The sequence below is a fragment of the Amycolatopsis benzoatilytica AK 16/65 genome, assembly GCF_000383915.1.
Lineage (GTDB): Bacteria > Actinomycetota > Actinomycetes > Mycobacteriales > Pseudonocardiaceae > Amycolatopsis > Amycolatopsis benzoatilytica.
This window is the reverse complement of the sequence record NZ_KB912942.1, coordinates 3260953-3277706: the sequence shown is the minus strand read 5'-3', so window position 1 is coordinate 3277706 and position 16754 is coordinate 3260953. Positions and strand designations below refer to the sequence as shown.

The 16754-nt window shown below is 67.9% G+C and carries 16 protein-coding genes, 4 tRNA genes and 1 pseudogene; 14 read left to right on the top strand and 7 right to left on the bottom strand.

All coding sequences use genetic code 11. From position 1 onward, the window contains the following. Positions 1-83 precede the first annotated feature (83 nt). From AMYBE_RS41735 to AMYBE_RS46140, 4 genes are all read left to right on the top strand, one after another. Positions 84-2420 carry a helix-turn-helix domain-containing protein gene (locus AMYBE_RS41735; RefSeq protein ID WP_342663934.1) on the top strand — a complete coding sequence of 779 codons (2337 nt, stop codon included), beginning with the start codon at positions 84-86 and terminating at the stop codon, positions 2418-2420. 196 nt (positions 2421-2616) lie between these two features. Continuing rightward, positions 2617-3042: a hypothetical protein gene (locus AMYBE_RS44890; RefSeq protein ID WP_154676211.1), complete on the top strand. Its 426-nt coding sequence runs from the start codon at positions 2617-2619 to the stop codon at positions 3040-3042. Between the two features lie 345 nt (positions 3043-3387). Then, on the top strand, positions 3388-3552 hold the full coding sequence (locus tag AMYBE_RS44885) for a hypothetical protein (RefSeq protein ID WP_154676210.1): 165 nt from the start codon (positions 3388-3390) through the stop codon (positions 3550-3552). A gap of 195 nt (positions 3553-3747) precedes the next feature. After that, positions 3748-4122, top strand: coding sequence for a hypothetical protein (locus tag AMYBE_RS46140; RefSeq protein WP_245573196.1), 375 nt, complete (start codon positions 3748-3750; stop codon positions 4120-4122). A 213-nt stretch (positions 4123-4335) separates the two neighbouring features. Here the strand turns inward: AMYBE_RS46140 and AMYBE_RS46860 are convergent. The 5 genes and pseudogenes from AMYBE_RS46860 to AMYBE_RS0115005 all read right to left on the bottom strand — a co-directional run. Continuing rightward, positions 4336-4677, bottom strand: a pseudogene (locus AMYBE_RS46860) (transposase); the annotation flags it as partial. A gap of 66 nt (positions 4678-4743) precedes the next feature. Beyond that, positions 4744-4818 (bottom strand) — tRNA-Val (locus AMYBE_RS0115020). A 1-nt stretch (position 4819) separates the two neighbouring features. After that, a tRNA-Cys gene (locus tag AMYBE_RS0115015) sits at positions 4820-4890 on the bottom strand. 20 nt (positions 4891-4910) lie between these two features. Further along, positions 4911-4983 (bottom strand) — tRNA-Gly (locus tag AMYBE_RS0115010). 129 nt (positions 4984-5112) lie between these two features. Beyond that, a complete protein-coding gene (locus AMYBE_RS0115005; protein WP_020660211.1) occupies positions 5113-5538 on the bottom strand; it encodes an SsgA family sporulation/cell division regulator in 426 nt (141 codons plus the stop codon). Positions 5539-5929: 391 nt separating this feature from the next. On the opposite strand from AMYBE_RS0115005, the gene AMYBE_RS0115000 reads away from it, so the two are divergent. Next, positions 5930-6001 (top strand) — tRNA-Val (locus tag AMYBE_RS0115000). 207 nt (positions 6002-6208) lie between these two features. Here the strand turns inward: AMYBE_RS0115000 and AMYBE_RS44880 are convergent. Continuing rightward, positions 6209-6460: a hypothetical protein gene (locus AMYBE_RS44880; protein ID WP_154676209.1), complete on the bottom strand. Its 252-nt coding sequence runs from the start codon at positions 6458-6460 to the stop codon at positions 6209-6211. Positions 6461-7051: 591 nt separating this feature from the next. Beyond that, the gene (locus AMYBE_RS0114990; protein ID WP_020660209.1) at positions 7052-7924 is read right to left on the bottom strand and encodes a LysR family transcriptional regulator; all 873 of its coding nucleotides are present in this window, start codon (positions 7922-7924) and stop codon (positions 7052-7054) included. A gap of 79 nt (positions 7925-8003) precedes the next feature. Between AMYBE_RS0114990 and AMYBE_RS0114985 the strand changes: the two genes are divergently transcribed. From AMYBE_RS0114985 to AMYBE_RS0114950, 9 genes are all read left to right on the top strand, one after another. Continuing rightward, positions 8004-8921 (top strand): EamA family transporter, encoded by a 918-nt coding sequence (locus AMYBE_RS0114985; protein ID WP_020660208.1) that lies wholly within the window; start codon positions 8004-8006, stop codon positions 8919-8921. A gap of 44 nt (positions 8922-8965) precedes the next feature. Next, positions 8966-9310: an MmcQ/YjbR family DNA-binding protein gene (locus AMYBE_RS0114980; protein WP_020660207.1), complete on the top strand. Its 345-nt coding sequence runs from the start codon at positions 8966-8968 to the stop codon at positions 9308-9310. 219 nt (positions 9311-9529) lie between these two features. Continuing rightward, a complete protein-coding gene (locus AMYBE_RS46135; RefSeq protein WP_051124703.1) occupies positions 9530-10042 on the top strand; it encodes a nitroreductase family deazaflavin-dependent oxidoreductase in 513 nt (170 codons plus the stop codon). Then, positions 10015-10455 carry a hemerythrin domain-containing protein gene (locus AMYBE_RS46130; RefSeq protein WP_051124701.1) on the top strand — a complete coding sequence of 147 codons (441 nt, stop codon included), beginning with the start codon at positions 10015-10017 and terminating at the stop codon, positions 10453-10455. Before AMYBE_RS46135 ends, AMYBE_RS46130 begins: the two co-directional genes overlap by 28 nt. A gap of 662 nt (positions 10456-11117) precedes the next feature. Next, positions 11118-12644 (top strand): sugar transferase, encoded by a 1527-nt coding sequence (locus tag AMYBE_RS0114970; protein WP_020660206.1) that lies wholly within the window; start codon positions 11118-11120, stop codon positions 12642-12644. A gap of 114 nt (positions 12645-12758) precedes the next feature. Then, positions 12759-13373 (top strand): malonic semialdehyde reductase, encoded by a 615-nt coding sequence (locus AMYBE_RS0114965; RefSeq protein ID WP_020660205.1) that lies wholly within the window; start codon positions 12759-12761, stop codon positions 13371-13373. A 145-nt stretch (positions 13374-13518) separates the two neighbouring features. Further along, entirely contained in the window at positions 13519-15546 is a 2028-nt protein-coding gene (thrS, locus tag AMYBE_RS0114960; protein WP_027927664.1) for a threonine--tRNA ligase, read from the top strand. Continuing rightward, a complete protein-coding gene (locus tag AMYBE_RS0114955; RefSeq protein WP_020660203.1) occupies positions 15543-16085 on the top strand; it encodes an HIT family protein in 543 nt (180 codons plus the stop codon). The genes thrS and AMYBE_RS0114955 overlap by 4 nt, the downstream gene beginning before the upstream one ends. A gap of 50 nt (positions 16086-16135) precedes the next feature. Next, the gene (locus AMYBE_RS0114950; protein WP_020660202.1) at positions 16136-16678 is read left to right on the top strand and encodes a MarR family winged helix-turn-helix transcriptional regulator; all 543 of its coding nucleotides are present in this window, start codon (positions 16136-16138) and stop codon (positions 16676-16678) included. Positions 16679-16754: the final 76 nt, after the last annotated feature.

Genomic DNA, 16754 nt, shown 5'->3' with positions numbered 1-16754 from the left:
CAGCCGGGACGAGGCGTGACGTCAGGGTTGGAGATGGGCTTGTGACGAGTGTTGTCAACGATTGTGAAAATTCGCGTACGGCACTGGTTCTGGGAGGGGGAGAGCCGGAGCTGCCGACCGGTTCCGCTTTCGGTGATGTTCTGCGGTTCTACCGGATTCGCCGCCGCATGACCCAGGAAGAGCTGGCCGACCGCACGGGAATCAGCCTTCGCGCGATCAGCTACCTGGAGAGCGGCCGTACGCGCAAGCCGCAGCGGCGTACCGTCGAACTCCTCGTCGCGGGGCTCGGTCTGGCCGCGGACGAGGCTCGGGGGCTCGGCGAGACAGTGGTACAGGTTCGGCGAATCTCCACCTCCGAGCGCTCGCCGGGGCAAGCCGACCCGTTGGGCGCAGGCGCCTTCTGCAGGCTGCCGCCGATATTGCATCCCCTGGTCGGCCGGGACCTGGAGTATCGGGCTCTGGGACAGTTCGCGCAGGACGCGAAGGCTTCGCGCCGAGTGCCGATGGCGGTGATCCACGGACCGCCCGGAGTGGGCAAAACCGCGCTGGCCCTGGAAGCGGGGCATGCCCTTGCCGAACGATTCTCCGGAGGGTGCCTGTATGTGAATCTTCGCGGCACGAGTTCCCAGCCGCTGTGCCCGTCTCGGGTGGTCTACCGGTTGCTTCGCGCGTTCGGGGTGGACGAGCGCGCAGTCCCCGCAGCGGAGGACGAGCGGGTCGCGCTGTATCAGTCGTTGCTCGCCGATCAAGAGGTGTTGGTGATCCTGGACGACGCATCTGACGAAGCACAGGTACGCCCGCTGTTCGCCGCCAGTTCCGGCTCGGCGATAGTGGTGACCAGCCAGAGCACCATGAGCGGTCTCAGCGTGCGGCACCGGATACCGCTGTCCACCCTCGATCAGGGCAGCGGCCTGGAATTGCTTGCGTCAGTCGTCGGTTCTGGTCGCGTCGCCGCGGAGCTGGATGCTGCGCGGCGGGTGGTCGATCACTGTGGTGGCTTTCCGTTGGCCTTGGTCATCGCAGGCAACCGTCTGGCGAGCCGGCCGAATTGGGGCATCTCTCATCTTGCTGATCAGCTGAAGGACGAGCGGAGGAGGCTGTCGCTGCTGGCGGCGGGGGATCTTCAGGTCAGGGCGGCGTTCGAAGTTTCCTACCGCCAGCTCGGAGTTCTTACGGCGAGGATTTTCCGCTTGCTGGCGTTGACTCTCGGGCCGGACGCGTCGGCGGAAGTGCTCGCGGTGCTCGCGGGGCAGTCGCGCGAGACGTGCGAAGCGAGTTTGGAAGAGCTGGTCGATTCCAGCCTGCTCAAGATCGGCTGCGAGGCGGGTCGCTACCGCTGCGACACACTACTGCGTATTTTCGCGAGGGAGCGGCTGGAACAGGACGAGCGGCCCGAGGACATCACGGCCGCGGCCAAACGGCTGAGGGAGTGGTCGCTCGCCGTCGTGCAGAAGGCTGCCCAGGTGATCGATTCGGGCAAGGCCGGTGCGGCGCTGGCCGCACCCGGACCGGACCCGGTGCACGACCGGGTGTCGGCGATGCGATGGCTTGATCATGAGGCGGAGACATGGTTCTTCGCACTGCGGAATGCTGCGTTGCACCACGAACATCGGTTGGTTCTCGCCGTGACCAGGTCCATCTTCTGGTACTCGGTCCGGTGGGGCACCGGAAGGCTGTGGGCTGCGGTCTACACCATGGGCGTCAACGCGGCCCGGGCGCTGGAAGATGCCGAAGCCACCGTCGAGCAGTTGAACCTTCTCGCCTGGACTCAGCACCAGTTGTGCGGCCGCGTCGCCGAGGCGCAAGTGACGAACGATCTCGCGACCGCGGCCGCGGCGGAAGCCGAGGACGTGGTGGGTGAGGCATGGGCGTGGTACGGGCGGGCGAGCATCGAACGTTGCTCGACCTCCGCCCGGTCCGCGCTGCATCTCGCCCGGCACTCCGTTGCCCTGTTCTCACGAGCTGGCGACGCGGACGGACACCACCTGGCGTTGTCGTTGCTGGGCTCGCTGCTTCAGACGCTCGGCGATTTCGAGGAGGCTGTCGAAGTGAACCGGGTGGCGGCGGCATACTTCCGGAGCGCGGCCGACCGCCCGGGCAACGACCGGTTGCTGCCGACGGTGCTGTTCCGGCTAGCGGAGAGCATGGCAGCCGCGGGACAGCCGGGTCCCGCCCAAGAAATACTGGAAGAGGCGGACGACGAGCTGCGGTCGATGCCCGGCGTCGGCCGTGCACCAGAGGTCCGGATCGACGTGCTGGTGGCACTCGCCCAGCTGGCAGACCAGCGGGGCGAACGGGCCAAGGCCCGCGAATGCCGGCTGCGGGCGCTGGCCGAATGCGAACGTTACGGCGTCCGCGCAATCCAGGCCACGGCGGAGCGACTGGAAGCAGAACTCTCCCGCGAAGTGTCGCAGGAGTAATAGCACCCGTTCGTGGGCGCCGCGGAGTTTCCGGGGCCCAGTTCGGCGCGGGCGGCGAATCTGCGGCGCACGCGGATAAATGAGAAGAATCTGCCTGATTCGTGACGGGAGCTTGGCTTGGATCCGTGAAATTTGTTTCCTTTTCGGGATAGTTGCACGTAAATTGTCGGTTATAGGTGAATCTCAAGGAGATCGTGTGCGTAAAGGATTGACGAGACCGCTGGCTGCAACCGTGGTCGCCACTGCGCTTCTGCTCACTGGTATGGGGACCGCCTCGGCCTCTGCCGGTCGCGAAACAGGTAATCTGCAGGCATCCTCGGACAAATCGATCTGTAAAATCTTCAAAATCAATGGCGGCACTGTTGCCGATGTCTGCTTCTATTTCGACAAACGTGGTTCCATCCATCCTCCGTACACCGTGACCTACAAGTTCAACAAGCTTTCTTGGGGTGGCTATCTGCCGGACGGGCATGTGGCATTTGGGGAAGTTCCCGGCAGGGCTGCCCAGAAGTTGAAGGCAACCGGAAATTCGGAGATCTTCCCATATCAAGCCAATACTTCCTTCAAGGCGGTAGTCTGCCACCAGGCAGGTTGCAGCGATGCGCTGGAGGTCAAGCTGTAAATCACTCGGAGGGCAGGAATTTGTCGCCCAGGGCACGGCGCGAACACTTCGGGTGAGACCCGAGAATTCGACCCGGTTGTGTGCTGCGGCGTCGGCGACCCGCAGGGGCGAGCTTAGCGAGCGGTCGGCCGGTTTCGTGAGCGTGTGAGCTGCCTGCCCGAACGCCGGTGAAGGTGCGGTGAACCAGGTCCGTGAAGGGACCCTTGAGGGAATCTGAGTCCGGCAAGGGTCCCTTCACGGCAGTTCCGCCCTAAAGCAGTATTGCGAGACGCTAGGAGTGCCACCTGGATCGTCCCGAGGAATTCGTAGTCGACGACATTGCCGTCCAATCAGGCGGTGGTATGGATGCGCGCTGGGGTTGAAGAGTTGGGCAACGCGGGCGCACGGCGTGCCGAAATCACCGTCCCGCTCGGCTGCGGCGAGCCGCGCGGACGCACCATGACCGTCGCCATCTCCCGGGTCGAGGCGACCGGCTGCGGAGGATGTTGGGTGGTGCAAGCCGCCCGCTGAACGGACCAAACAGCCACAACCGCCACCAAAACCGGGGAAAAGTCAACGCGTCCGATCTCGAGAAACTGCGGATCTGCCCGAAGAATTGAAACTTCCGGTGTTGTGACCCCGAAGAATCTGTCGCCGAATTGAAGTTATCGAGCTCGGCTTTTCATTTGGTAAGGGCTCGCACCTACGAATAATGAGGAGAATATCTTGTCCACTGCAGGCAAGAACAAGATCGCATCGGTATTGGCCACCACCGCTGCCGTGTGCACGCTGTCGGTCGGAGGTGCTGCCACCGCGGACGCCCTTGCCAGGCCAGAACGCGGCACGGCTCAAACGTACATCACCGACCTCAGTGTGCCCGGTTATGGCGTGGTGATGCAGATTTCGAGCGTTTGGTCCTACGGTTACCTCGGTGCGGATGAATACCAATGGTCCACCACCTCGACGACCACTGCTGATGCTCATCTTCAAGTCAGGGCTGATGGCAAAATCATCGACAACGTCGCGAGCGGACGACAGCACGCGTCGCGGACTGTAAACATCCGAGCCTGCGTGCGGGGTGTTTGTGGCGGCTGGGCTTGATAACCCGCTCTCCGCTGCTGAGCTTCTGCTTGGTGCCGGCTTGGCGGGGACCGTAGAACGCTCCTCTGCCAAGCCAAGCCAGGCCTGATCGATCGTTGACCCCGTCGGTGCGCAGGGCTCGGTAGACCGCGTCGGGCCGGTGTCGTTTGAGCGCGCGAAGCGACTCCAGCCCCCGTCGCCGGCCGCTCGACGGCGGGCCAACAAAGCCCGTGCGTCGGCGTGGCAGCGGGCCTGGGTGAGCGCGGCTCGGTGCAACGCGGCGTTGTGTTGGCGGTTGCCGACACGGCTGAACCGGTGGCGGGCCTTGTCCGATGACCGCACGGGCATCGGCGCCGTGCCGGGCATAGCCGTCAGGAGTTCTCCGTCAGCACCCGATACATCGTGGACACCGAGCACAGGTAGACACCCTGGACGTAGATCTGCTGTGGCCGCGATGTCCACGAACCGTGCGCCGGTGAGCACCTCGAGGTCCGTCGGCGCTCGGCAACGGTCAGCTTGTCGACCGGGTCCGGCGGCGGTTGCTCGAGGGCGCTCCTGCGGCCATCGGCTTGTCATCGCCTTTGAACGACGGAAGCCCTGCTCCTCCGAAGAGGAGCAGGGCTTCCGTCGAGCGTAAACGTTTGGTGCGCGATACTGGGATTGAACCAGTGACCTCTTCCGTGTCAGGGAAGCGCTCTCCCGCTGAGCTAATCGCGCGAGGTGGAGACGGGATTCGAACCCGTGTACACGGCTTTGCAGGCCGTTGCCTCGCCTCTCGGCCACTCCACCGCATGGGCATGAGCCCTCCGAGCGGACGACGGGATTCGAACCCGCGACCCTCACCTTGGCAAGGTGATGCGCTACCAGCTGCGCTACGTCCGCACTACGCCTCGGCGAGGAATGATCCGGATTTCCGGTTCGCACCGTGTCGCCGTGGTGTGGAAGAACCATATCGAACCCCCGGAACCGGGCTGGCACCGGGGGGCGGTTGGCCCGTCGCCGGGCCGGTGATCAGGCCCGATCGTTCGGGATGAGGTGAGTGAGCGCGTCGTCGACGTCGACCCACAGGTGCTCGTTGCCGGGCAGCACGACGTCATAGGTGCGGTCCAGGAAGTCCGCGAGCTCCTGCGCGGACGCCTCGAACATGGCGTGCCCGGACGGCGAGTTCAGCTCGATCAGGACCGACTCGGGGTCTTCCACCGACGGCCGGATGCGAACGTCCCCGTCGCCGGCGTCGGCCAGCAGGCCGTCGGCGAGCAGGTCGCGCGCGTAAACCCATTCGACCCAGCCAGCGCGGCCGGTGCGGAAGGCGGCGACGACGGCGTACGGGTCGCGGGTGTCGTAGCGCAGCTCCACCTTGACCGGAACCGCCGGGGTCCGCGGCGCCAGCAGGTCGAAGACCGCCGTCGAGCGGAGCGTCACGTGATCGTTGCGCATCGTCCTACCCTTCGTCTCCCTTCCCGGCCCGGACGACCGAGGACAACGGTGAGACGCACCAGAGGCCCGGATCCGTCGCGAGTGCGGTCGAGATCACCCGTTCGGGACCGTCAGCCCGAGGTCCGTCCGGTCCGTCGCCGTCCGTGCCGCGCAGCCTTCAGCGGGCACCCGATGGGGCGCCACCGGTACATACTGCGCGGTTCGGCCGTCGTGCGGTAGCACCGTCGCATGGACGGCGCGCCCCGCCGCAAGCGGCCCCGGTCCCGAAGGGCCTTGGCTAGCTCGGGGTTGTGCGTTCCGTATCCGCAGGCAGACAGGCGGTAGTCGAAGGCAAACCACCCGTTTGCACGCCCTCCGAAAGTCGTGCGGTACCCTTCAGTGGCACGGAAGAGGGCGATTAGCTCAGCGGGAGAGCGCTTCGTTCACACCGAAGAGGTCACTGGTTCGATCCCAGTATCGCCCACCCAGCGTTTGTTCAGCTCACCCGGCCTGTCGATGATCTTCATCGGCGGGCCGTTGGTGATTGTGGGGACCAAAAGGGTGGCCGGGCCTGCTGGCCGCACTTGGCGCGTGAAGAGGCCAGGCCGCTCTCTGGGCTTGCGCAGCTGTCGTGGCCAGTCCCAGGCCGTCGCGTCCCAGTGTTGCTGGAGGACGTCGAGTATGCGTTCGATCACAGTGTTGGTGAGCTGCGATCCGCCGTCGACGACGTCCGTGCGTTGACGGCCGAGTCGTAGCGGTCGCATGATCCGCGCACCTGGTCTTCGACCAGCGAGGCGGTGTGGCTGTGGCGGAGTCGTGGAAGTGCAGCGCCTGGTTGACCGGTGACCATCCCCTTCGTCTCGCCGCCGGCGAAGGCGGGCAGCCGGACGAGGCGGCGGAAGCGGGATCGCCGGTGCAGTTCGCCGTGGATTCCGGTGAACACGAACCGGGTGCCGGCGTTGCGCTGGTGCTGGCGTGTCAGAAACCGCCCCGGCGAGCCGGCCTTCGGCAGTGGCAGGACCTCCAGAGCGATCCCAGCCCGGCAACTCCGGCTGGCTTCGACCAGTGATCAGCCAGCCCGTCGAGCCGGTGGTCATACGGGAAGAAGGCGTCGCCGATGCCCGGCCATCCCGACTGGATGTCCGACGCCGTTCCGTTCTGAACCGCTGCCAGCGTAAGGAGAAAACGTGTTACCAGTAATGAAACGCGGCTCTTTGACTGGGGGAGCACTGCTCGCCTGCATGATGTTCGGAGCGTCAGTCGCCTCCGCTGGCGTCGGCGACCCGTACGGGCCCCAGGACGGCAATGGGGATACCGGGTTTCCCGCTAGGACGTGAAAGTGGGAGTTGACCCGGCGAAGCCGGACGAGCTCACCGGCGACGGCCCTTGCCGGACTCAGATGCTCTCAAGCGGCCCTTCGCGGCCGGGATCGCGGCACCGGCACCGGCACCGGCGTCGAGGTCCGTCTCGGCCAGATCACCACAAGAAACTCGTCGACAACAACGCAAACTGAAAACACCGGGATCACGAGTCACTAGGGGGCGACCCCGATCTGGGCTAGGAATTCCGCAGCTGCCGGGGCCGGGCCGAAGGTGCTCCAGATGACGTGTTCGGTGCGGGTCGGGGCGTTCGCGACCGGGATTTTCACCAGCTCCGGCAGCTGATCGGCGAACGAAGCGGCCAGCAGCGCAACGCCCAGCCCGGCCCGAAGCAGACGGCTCAGCAGCAGTATGTCGCTCGTTTCGTACGCGACGTGCCGGATCAGTCCCGCCGTGGCGAACGCCTGGTCGGCCTGCTGCCGTCCGGTCGAGCCCGCGGGAAAGTCGATGAACGTCTCGTCGGCCAGTTGTTCGAGGGTGAGCCGCCGTCGGGCGGCAAGCGGGTGACCGGCGGCCAGGACGGCGCGATGCTGGTCTTCGGCGAGCAGACGGTGGGCGACGCCGGTCAGTTCGAAGCCTTCGGGCAAGCCGAGGAAAGCCAGGTCCAGCGCGCCGTCGGCGACCTGCCGGACGAAGGAGCCGCTCGTGCCGCCGGTCAGCCGGATCTGGACCTGCGGGTGGCGGGTGCGGAAGAGCCGGAGCACCTCGGGGACGTCGACGGCGGCCACCGTCGGGATCACGCCGAGGGTGAGCGGGCCGCGGATCTCGCCTTCGGCGGCGGCGGCTTCCGCGGCGGCGCGGTCGGCGGCGTCCAGGCATTGGCGGGCGACCGGCAGGAAGGCCGTGCCGGCCGGGCTGAGCCGCACCTGGCGGCTGGTCCGGTGGAACAGCTGGACGCCGAGTTCCTTCTCCAGCCGCGCGATCTGGTGACTCAGCGCGGACTGCACGACGAAGCAGCTCTCCGCCGCCCGGGTGAAGCTGCCGTGCTCGGCCACCGCGACGACGTACCGCATCTGCCGGAGCTCCATGCGATCAATCGTGATTCATGATTGATCCGATGACAAGCATGTGTTGGACTCATCGATCGGCTCGGCGCAGGCTCGACGCATGACCACGACTGACCTTCCGGCCCCGGCAGCGCCGGCCGCCGCTTCCTCTCCCGGGGTCGCCGGGCGCACCGTGCTGACCGCGTTCGCGCCGGCGGTGTGGGGCACGACCTATCTCGTCACCACCGAGTTGCTTCCGCAGGGCCACCCGCTCTTCGCCGGCTTGCTCCGCGCGCTGCCCGCCGGGCTGCTCCTGCTTCTGATCTTCCGCCGGCTGCCGCGCGGCGTGTGGTGGTGGCGCGCGCTGGTCCTGGGCGCGCTCAACATCGGCTTCTTCTTCCCCCTCCTGTTCACCGCGGCGGAACGGTTGCCCGGTGGCGTAGCGGCGACGATCGGCGCGATCCAGCCGCTGCTGGTGATCGCGCTCGCGCTGCCGTTGCTGGGGGAGCGGCCCGCGGCAGCGAAGATCGCGTGGGCGCTTGCCGGAGTCGCGGGCGTCGCGCTGGTGGTCCTCGGTCCGGGTGCGGCACTCGATCCGCTCGGGCTGCTCGCGGGCGCGGGCAGTGCACTGTCGATGGCGACCGGAGTGGTGCTGACCCGGCGCTGGGGCCGTCCGGCAGGCGTCAGTTCGTCGGTGTTGGTGAGCTGGCTGCTGACGGCGGGCGGACTGGTGCTGCTGCCGATGACGTTCTCCATCGAAGGCGCGCCGCCGGCGATCGGCGGGGCGGCGGCGGGCGGCTACCTGTGGCTCGGGTTGATCGGCGGGCTCGGGGCGTACCTGCTGTGGTTCCGGGGCCTGGGCACGCTGCCGGTCACCTCCGCGGCGCTGCTGGGCTTGCTGTCGCCGATCGTGGCGGCGGTACTGGGCTGGCTGGTCCTCGGGCAGGCGTTGCGGCCGCTGCAGTTGCTCGGGTTCGCGCTGGCGCTGGCGGCGATCGTTGGCGGGCAATTGGCCGGGAGGATCCGGCGGCGCGCGTGACAGCATGGGTTCAGTCCCGGTCCCGCATGAGGGGGAGAGCAGCGGTGGTCACCGTCGAGGATGTTCGCGCGCTCGCTTCGCCGTTGCCCCGCAGCGAGGAGCACCTCGTGCGGGACCAGGTGAAATTCCGGGTCGGCCGGCTGGTCTACCTCGCCTTGTCGCGAGACGAGACGACGCTGGGGTTCGCGTATCCCAAGGAGCATCGCGCCGGGCTGGTCGCTGCCGAGCCGCGCAAGTTCCAGCTGCCCCGGGAATCTGACCTGAGGTTCAACTGGGTGCACGCGAGCCTGAGCGAGCTCGACGCCGACGAACTCGCCGAACTGGTGATCAACGCTTGGACTATGTGCGTGCCCAAGAAGGTCGCCGCGGCCTACCTCGGCGCCGGCTGAACCGGGAATTGCCCGGCCCGGCGAAGCTGTGCTAATTTGGCGACGCGCCCCGTATGGGCCTATCGCATGGAGGTAGCGGCTAACCAGCCAGCACCGAGTCGGAAACTCCGCCTCTCGCAGCTTCTTGTCCGGAGCACTGCGCCATGCCTTGTGCCTGCGGGGTTTTTTCGCGTCCGAAATCGGTGCGCTGCCTCCTTTCCGTTGTTCGAAAGGATCTGAATGAGCAATGCGCACAACACCGGCCACGACGCCTTCCAACGACGGCTGATCGCCGAGTTCCGGGCCAGCGGCGGAGCGCTGACCGGCAGGTTCGAGGGCTGGTCGCTGACCGTTCTCACCACTGTGGGAGCCCGGACCGGACGGGACCGGGAAACACTGCTCGGCTATCTGGAAATCGGCGGCAAGGGCGTCGTCGTCGCCTCGGCGAACGGTGCGGACCGCAATCCCGGCTGGTATCACAACATCCGGAAGAATCCGATCGTGACCGTCGAGACCGGCGCTGAAAAGTATCGAGCCATCGCGGCCGTTCCGCAAGGGAAGGACTATGCGGAGCTGTTCGCGCAAGTGGTCGCGGAAGCTCCCGGATACGGCGATTACCAAGCGAAGACGACCCGGCGAATCCCCGTCGTCGTGCTGCACCGGATCGACCCGCGCGCCGGAGAAGAACGCGTCAAGGGGATGGGGGGGGGGACTGGCTCGTCGAGGTGCACGATTGGCTGCGCGCCGAGCTGAAGGCGGTGCGGGCGCAGGCGGACGCGATCGTCGGCGGTGCCGGGGTCGCGATCTCCCGGCCGGCGCCGGACTTGGCCCAGCAGCTGCGCATGCGGTGCGCCGGCTTCTGTACCGCGTTGAGCCGCCGGCATCACGGCGGCGAGGACGCGGTGGTGTTCCCGCAGTTGGCCGAGCAGTTCCCGGCGCTCGGGCCGACCCTCGCGCAGCTGGCCGAGCAGCACCAGGCCGTCGCGCGGCTGCAGCGTTCGATCCAGCAGCTGGTCGACGGGTTCGTTCCGGGCGAATCCGATCCGGAGCGGCTGCGGTCGGACCTGGACCGGCTCGCGGGCGAGCTGGAGGCGCACTTCGACTTCGAAGAGCGAGCCGTTGTTACTGCGCTCAACGCGACCGCGGCTGCTCCGCCGATCGCGTGATGCCGCGGGCGGGAGAGGGGCAATCCGGCTGCTCTCCCGCCGGAGCGGACCCGGCGGCCGGCCTCGTGCCAGGCGGGAGAACCGGGCAGGTTGGCTTGCCCCGGCGGAGAACCTGCCAGGCGGGCGCGATCCGGTGGACTGCCGCGGTAAACGCCTGCCCGGCAACGATTCCGGTGGCGGTTCCGACCGACCGCGCCGGATCCGGAAGGCAGCTTCGGTGGTGCCCGCTCGTTCCGTATTCCGGGAAGTACGTTGATTGCTACCGGTACCGTCTCGCGCCGGGCTTTCGCGTTTCGCGCCGAAAGGTCCGGCGAAGCGTCTCGGGGCGGCTGGGCGCGCGGCACTCCACTGTGGAACGGGTAGGCCGGCCAGGTCAACGAAGCCGAATCGGTGATTACCTAACGTAGCCACCTCGCGCTGCGGGAAATAACCCATCGCGACCGCGTCGTGATCCACTCGGTGCTTCCTGGTCGGAAGATTCGCAGGCAGTGGCTCAAATCCGTGTAACACCGCTTGGTGGGGCACCGATATCTTGGCGAGTGTCACACCTTCGGCCAAGGGAGCGGAACTCGACCGGTGATCACGGGTTGTGACTACTGGTGCAAGTTCGGTGTGCCGGCGGCGAATCAGGTCCGGGGAGCTTGCCCAGTGCGGGAGGACTGATGGAAGAACCGGTGCGGCCGTTGGCCGCGGACGGCATTTCGCTGCCGCGGTTCGAGCTGAAGGCGGTGCCTGCTCCGCCCTCGGCCGACGCGGCGCTGCCCGAGGAAACTGCCGGTCCGGCCGAAACCGCCGCCGTGTCGCCGAAATCGCACGCGCCGGAATGGGAGAAGCGCTACCGGCTCACCGTCGTCGCGGCCGACCTCGTGGCCGCCTGCCTGGTCATCGCGATCAGCGCGTTCGTCATCGACCGGCTGGCGCCGCACGACATGCACGCGTTCGGGACGGCGCTCGCGGTGCTGTGCTCGCTGCCGGTGAGCCGGGCCTGGAGCCCGCGAGTGCTGGGCGAAGGACCGGAGGAATACCGCACGCTCGGCCGCGGCCTGATTACCGCCGCGGTTCTCGTCGCGCTGGGCGGACTGCTTTTCGGGGCGCTCGAAGTGCAGCCGTGGGTCTTTTTCGTCGTGCCGGCCGTCGCATTGGTGCTGTTCCCGCAGCGGTATGTCCTGCGCCAGATTCTGCACCGGAAACGGCGGCGCGGGCTGTGCCTGCTGCCGGTGATGGCCGCGGGCAGCGCGGAAACCGTCGCCGACCTGATCGAGCGCACCCGGAAGGAAGCGCACGTCGGCTGGCGGGTGGAAGCGGTCTGCACCTCGAGCGGGCACGGCGAGATCAAGGGAGTCCCGGTCGTCGGACGGCTGGAGGAGCTGTCCCGGCACGTGCGGCGCGGCGGCTACCGCGTCGTGGCCATCACCGCCGACCAGTACTGGAACCCGCAGCGGCTGCAGCGGCTCGCCTGGGACCTGGAGGGGACGTCCTCGGAGATGGTCGTCGCGCCGGTGCTGATGGAGGTGGCCGGGCCGCGGCTGAACGTCAGCGGAGTGCTCGGGATGCCGCTGCTGCGGGTCACCGCGCCCGCGTTCACCGGCGGGCGGCGGCTGGTCAAGGAGGTCGTCGACCGGTGCGGTGCGGCGGTCCTGCTGACGCTGTTCCTTCCGCTGCTGCTCTCGATCGCGGTCGCGGTGAAGGCGGGGGATCGCGGGCCGGTGGTCTACCGGCAGCGCCGCATCGGCAAGGACGGCGAAGCGTTCACCATGCTGAAGTTCCGCACCATGGTGGTGGACGCGCACCTCGCCCGGTGCGACCTGGAGGCGGCGAACGAGGGTGCCGGGCCGCTGTTCAAAATGAAGCACGACCCGCGGGTGACCAAGGTGGGCGCTCTGCTGCGCCGGTATTCGCTGGACGAGCTGCCGCAGTTGTTCAACGTCGTCGCCGGGCGGATGTCGCTGGTCGGGCCTCGGCCGCCGCTGCCGGAGGAGACCGCGAAGTACGTGCCGGCCGCGCGCCGGCGGCTGCTGGTGAAGCCCGGGCTCACCGGGCTGTGGCAGGTCAGCGGCCGCAGCGATCTGTCGTGGGAGGACAGCATCCGCCTCGACCTGCGCTACGTCGAGGACTGGTCGCTGGCGCTCGACATGGTGATCCTCTGGAAGACCTTCCGTGCCGTGCTGGCCGGGAAAGGCGCCTACTGAGCCGCGGCGCTCGCTGTGTGCTGGGCCACAAAGATCGTCGGCGCGAAATAGTCAAGCGTTCAACCAGGTTGCATCGCGAAGTAGGCGACAGCACGGGAAGGAACGCCGAAACCGATGACTACTTTCGTTGAGTCCGCGAAGCAGCTGCAGGTGCCCGCCGAGGTGCAGGATCTGCTTTTCCGCGAGGCACGGACCGCTAACAGCTTCAGCTCCGAGCCGGTGACCGACGAGCAGGTCCGGGCGATCTACGACCTGGTCAAGTGGGCGCCGACCTCGATGAACACCCAGCCGCTGCGCGCTCTGGTGCTGCGCAGCGACGAGGCCCGCGAGCGCCTGCTCCCGCACCTGATGGAGGGCAACCGCGCCAAGACCGAGAGCGCGCCGCTGACCGTCATCCTGGCCGCGGACGTCGACTTCCACGAGAACATCCCGCAGGTCTTCCCGCACAACCCGGGCGTCAAGGACATGTTCTCCGACGAGTCCGGCCGCGTCGAGTTCTCCAAGCTGAACTCGCTGCTGCAGGTCGGCTACTTCATCATCGGCGTGCGCGCCGCCGGGCTGGCCGCCGGCCCGATGACCGGCTTCGACGCCGAGGGCGTCGACAAGGAGTTCTTCGCCGACAGCAACTGGCGCTCGCTGGTCGTGGTCAACGTCGGCAAGCCGGGCGAGAACCCGTGGTTCGACCGCCTGCCCCGGCTCGACTTCGAGCAGGTCGTCGAGACCCTCTGACCCGCAGGTCCCGCGCACGGAGGCCGCCCCGCACGCCCGGGGCGGCCTCTGCGCGTCCGCGGGGGACGTCGCCCGAAGCGGTAGGACCGCCGCCGACTAGCATCACCGGAAGCCGTTCCCTTCCTTCTTCCTAAGGAGTCCGATCGTGTCCCAACCGTCGTCAGCTGCCGCCGTACCCGCCCCGCGCGTGGTGGTGCCGGCGGGCACTACGGCGGGCGCCGCGGTGCGCGAGGCCGGACTGCCCACCAAAGGCCCGGACACGATCGTCGTCGTCCGTGACGCCGACGGGAAGCTGCGCGACCTCGCCTGGGCCCCGGAAGCCGAGGCGCAGGTGGAAGCGGTCGCGGCGAACACCGACGACGGCCGCAGCGTGATCCGGCACTCCGCCGCGCACGTGCTGGCCCAGGCGGTGCAGGAGGAGTTCCCGGACGCCAAGCTCGGCATCGGCCCGCCGGTCCGCGACGGCTTCTACTACGACTTCGCGGTCGAAAAGCCGTTCACGCCCGAGGATCTGCAGAAGCTCGAGAAGCGGATGAAGCAGATCGTCAAGGGCGCGCAGCAGTTCTCTCGCCGCGTCTTCGAGAGCACCGAAGAAGCGAAGCAGGAACTGGCGAACGAGCCGTTCAAGCTCGAGCTGGTGGACCTCAAGTCCGATGTGGACACCACCGAGGTGATGGAGGTGGGCGGCGGCGAGCTGACCATCTACGACAATCTCGACCCGCGCACCAAGGAGCGCGTGTGGAGCGACCTCTGCCGGGGCCCGCACGTGCCCACCACCAAGTTCATCCCGGTCTTCAAGCTCACCCGCGTCGCCGCCGCCTACTGGCGCGGCAGCGAGAAGAACCCGCAGCTGCAGCGGATCTACGGCACCGCATGGGAATCCGCCGAGGCGCAGGACGCCTACCTGGAGCGGATCGCCGAGGCCGAGCGCCGCGACCACCGCAAGCTCGGCGCCGAGCTGGACCTGTTCTCCTTCCCCGAGGAGATCGGCTCCGGTCTGCCGGTGTTCCACCCGAAGGGCGGCATCATCCGCCGCGAGCTGGAGAACTACTCGCGCCGTCGGCACGAGGAAGCCGGCTACGAGTTCGTGAACACGCCGCACATCTCCAAGGGCGAGCTGTTCCACACCTCCGGGCACCTGCCCTACTACGCCGACACCATGTTCCCGCCGGTGCAGTTCGAGGACGAGGACTACTACCTCAAGGCCATGAACTGCCCGATGCACAACCTGATCTTCCGCTCGCGCGGCCGGTCCTACCGCGAGCTGCCGCTGCGGCTGTTCGAGTTCGGCACCGTCTACCGCTACGAGAAGTCCGGCGTGGTGCACGGCCTCACCCGGGTGCGCGGGCTGACCATGGACGACTCGCACATCTACTGCACCAAGGAGCAGATGCCGTCCGAGCTGCGGTCGCTGCTCAAGTTCGTGCTGGACCTGCTCGCCGACTACGGCCTGTCCGACTTCTATCTCGAGCTGTCCACCCGCGACGACTCGGACAAGTTCATCGGCGAGGCATGGGAGTGGGAGGAGGCCACCGAGACACTGCGGCAGGCGGCGATCGACTCCGGTCTCGAGCTGGTCCCGGACCCGGGCGGCGCGGCGTTCTACGGCCCGAAGATCTCCGTGCAGGCCAAGGACGCCATCGGCCGCACCTGGCAGATGTCGACCATCCAGCTGGACTTCAACCAGAACAAGCGGTTCGAACTGGAGTACACCGCCCCGGACGGGTCCCGGCAGCGGCCGGTGATGATCCACCGCGCCCTGTTCGGCTCGATCGAGCGGTTCTTCGGCGTGCTGACCGAGCACTACGCGGGCGCGTTCCCGGCCTGGCTTTCGCCGGTGCAGGTGGTCGGCATCCCGATCACCTCCGAGCAGGTCGAGTTCCTCTCCGGGGTGGAGAAGGCGCTGCGCGACAAGGGCGTCCGCGTCGAGATCGACGCGAGCGACGACCGGATGCAGAAGAAGATCCGCACCCACACCACGCAGAAGGTGCCGTTCCTGCTGCTGGCCGGCGCGAAGGACGCGGAGGCCGGCGCGGTGTCGTTCCGGTTCCGCGACGGCGGGCAGATCAACGGCGTGCCGGTCGAGCAGGCGGTCGAGGCGATCGCCGAATGGGTCGCCCGGCGGGAGAACGCGTCGCCCTCGGCCCAGGCCGTGGAGAAGATCCTGCAGTGACCGGGCCGGAACTCGTCGAACAGGACGGGGTCGGGGTCCCGGACGCGCTGCAGCGGCTGTGGACCCCGCACCGGATGGCCTACATTCGCGGCCAGGAGAAGCCGGACGGCGACGAGCCCGACGGCTGCCCGTTCTGCCGGCTGCCCGGGCTCGGCGACGACAAGCGAGCGTTGATCATCGCGCGCGGCGAGACCGTGTTCGCGGTGCTGAACCTGTACCCGTACAACCCGGGCCACCTGATGGTGGTTCCGTACCGGCACGTCGCGGACTACCCGGACCTCACCGCCGAGGAGACCCGCGAGCTGGCCGAGTTCACCCAGCACGCGATGGGCGTGGTGCGGGCGGTGTCGGCGGCGCACGGGTTCAACATCGGGATGAACCAGGGCGTGATCGCCGGTGCCGGCATCGCCGCGCACCTGCACCAGCACCTGGTGCCGCGCTGGGGCGGGGACGCGAACTTCATGCCGGTGATCGGGCACACCAAGGTGCTGCCGCAGCTGCTCGGCGAAACCCGTGACCTGCTGGCGGGCGCGTGGTGAGGCCGGTCGCGCGCCGGTAATTGAGTGCTCAACCAGCGTATGATGGCATTATGTCCGAACCACGCTGGCTGACCGCCGAAGAACAGCAGGTCTGGCGGTCCTACCAGGCCGCCAGCGCGATGCTGCGGGCACACCTCGAAGGGCAGTTGCAGCACGAATCGGGGATGCCGCCGTCGTACTACGAGGTCCTCGTCTCGCTGTCCGAGGCGAACGGCCGCCGGATGCGGATGAGCGAGCTGGCCTCGGTGCTGGACTCGTCGCGCAGCCGGCTGTCGCACGCGGTGTCCCGGCTGGAGGCCAAGGGCTGGGTCCGGCGCGAATCCTGCCCGACGGACAAGCGCGGCTCGTGGGCGGTGCTCACCGACTCCGGGTTCTCCGCGCTGGCGGAAGCCGCGCCCGGGCACGTCGAGGCGGTCCGGGAGGCCCTTTTCGACCAGCTGACGCCGGAGCAGGTGCGGCAGCTCGGCGAGATCTCGGAGGCCATCGCGAACGGGATGCGCCCCCGGTGCCAGGCCGTGCGGGAGGCGGCGGACGCCGCCGACGAGGCCGCTGAGCTGGTCTCGCCGGTCGCCGCGACCGCAACATCCGGCTGATCCTCCGGCGGGTCGCGGGCGGGCACGTCGGGCGCGCGCGGCGGGGTCGATAGGCTTTCGTCGCCCACCCGCTCCC

What these genes read in the sequence shown, in the direction of transcription:
- AMYBE_RS0115005 (WP_020660211.1), bottom strand. Translation starts at nt 5,538, where the DNA reads ATGCGCAACGATCACGTGACGCTCCGCTCGACGGCGGTCTTCGACCTG.
- AMYBE_RS0114970 (WP_020660206.1), top strand. Translation starts at nt 11,118, where the DNA reads ATGGAAGAACCGGTGCGGCCGTTGGCCGCGGACGGCATTTCGCTGCCG.
- AMYBE_RS0114965 (WP_020660205.1), top strand. Translation starts at nt 12,759, where the DNA reads ATGACTACTTTCGTTGAGTCCGCGAAGCAGCTGCAGGTGCCCGCCGAG.
- AMYBE_RS0114985 (WP_020660208.1), top strand. Translation starts at nt 8,004, where the DNA reads ATGACCACGACTGACCTTCCGGCCCCGGCAGCGCCGGCCGCCGCTTCC.
- AMYBE_RS46135 (WP_051124703.1), top strand. Translation starts at nt 9,530, where the DNA reads ATGAGCAATGCGCACAACACCGGCCACGACGCCTTCCAACGACGGCTG.
- AMYBE_RS0114950 (WP_020660202.1), top strand. Translation starts at nt 16,136, where the DNA reads ATGTCCGAACCACGCTGGCTGACCGCCGAAGAACAGCAGGTCTGGCGG.
- AMYBE_RS0114990 (WP_020660209.1), bottom strand. Translation starts at nt 7,924, where the DNA reads ATGGAGCTCCGGCAGATGCGGTACGTCGTCGCGGTGGCCGAGCACGGC.
- AMYBE_RS44885 (WP_154676210.1), top strand. Translation starts at nt 3,388, where the DNA reads ATGCGCGCTGGGGTTGAAGAGTTGGGCAACGCGGGCGCACGGCGTGCC.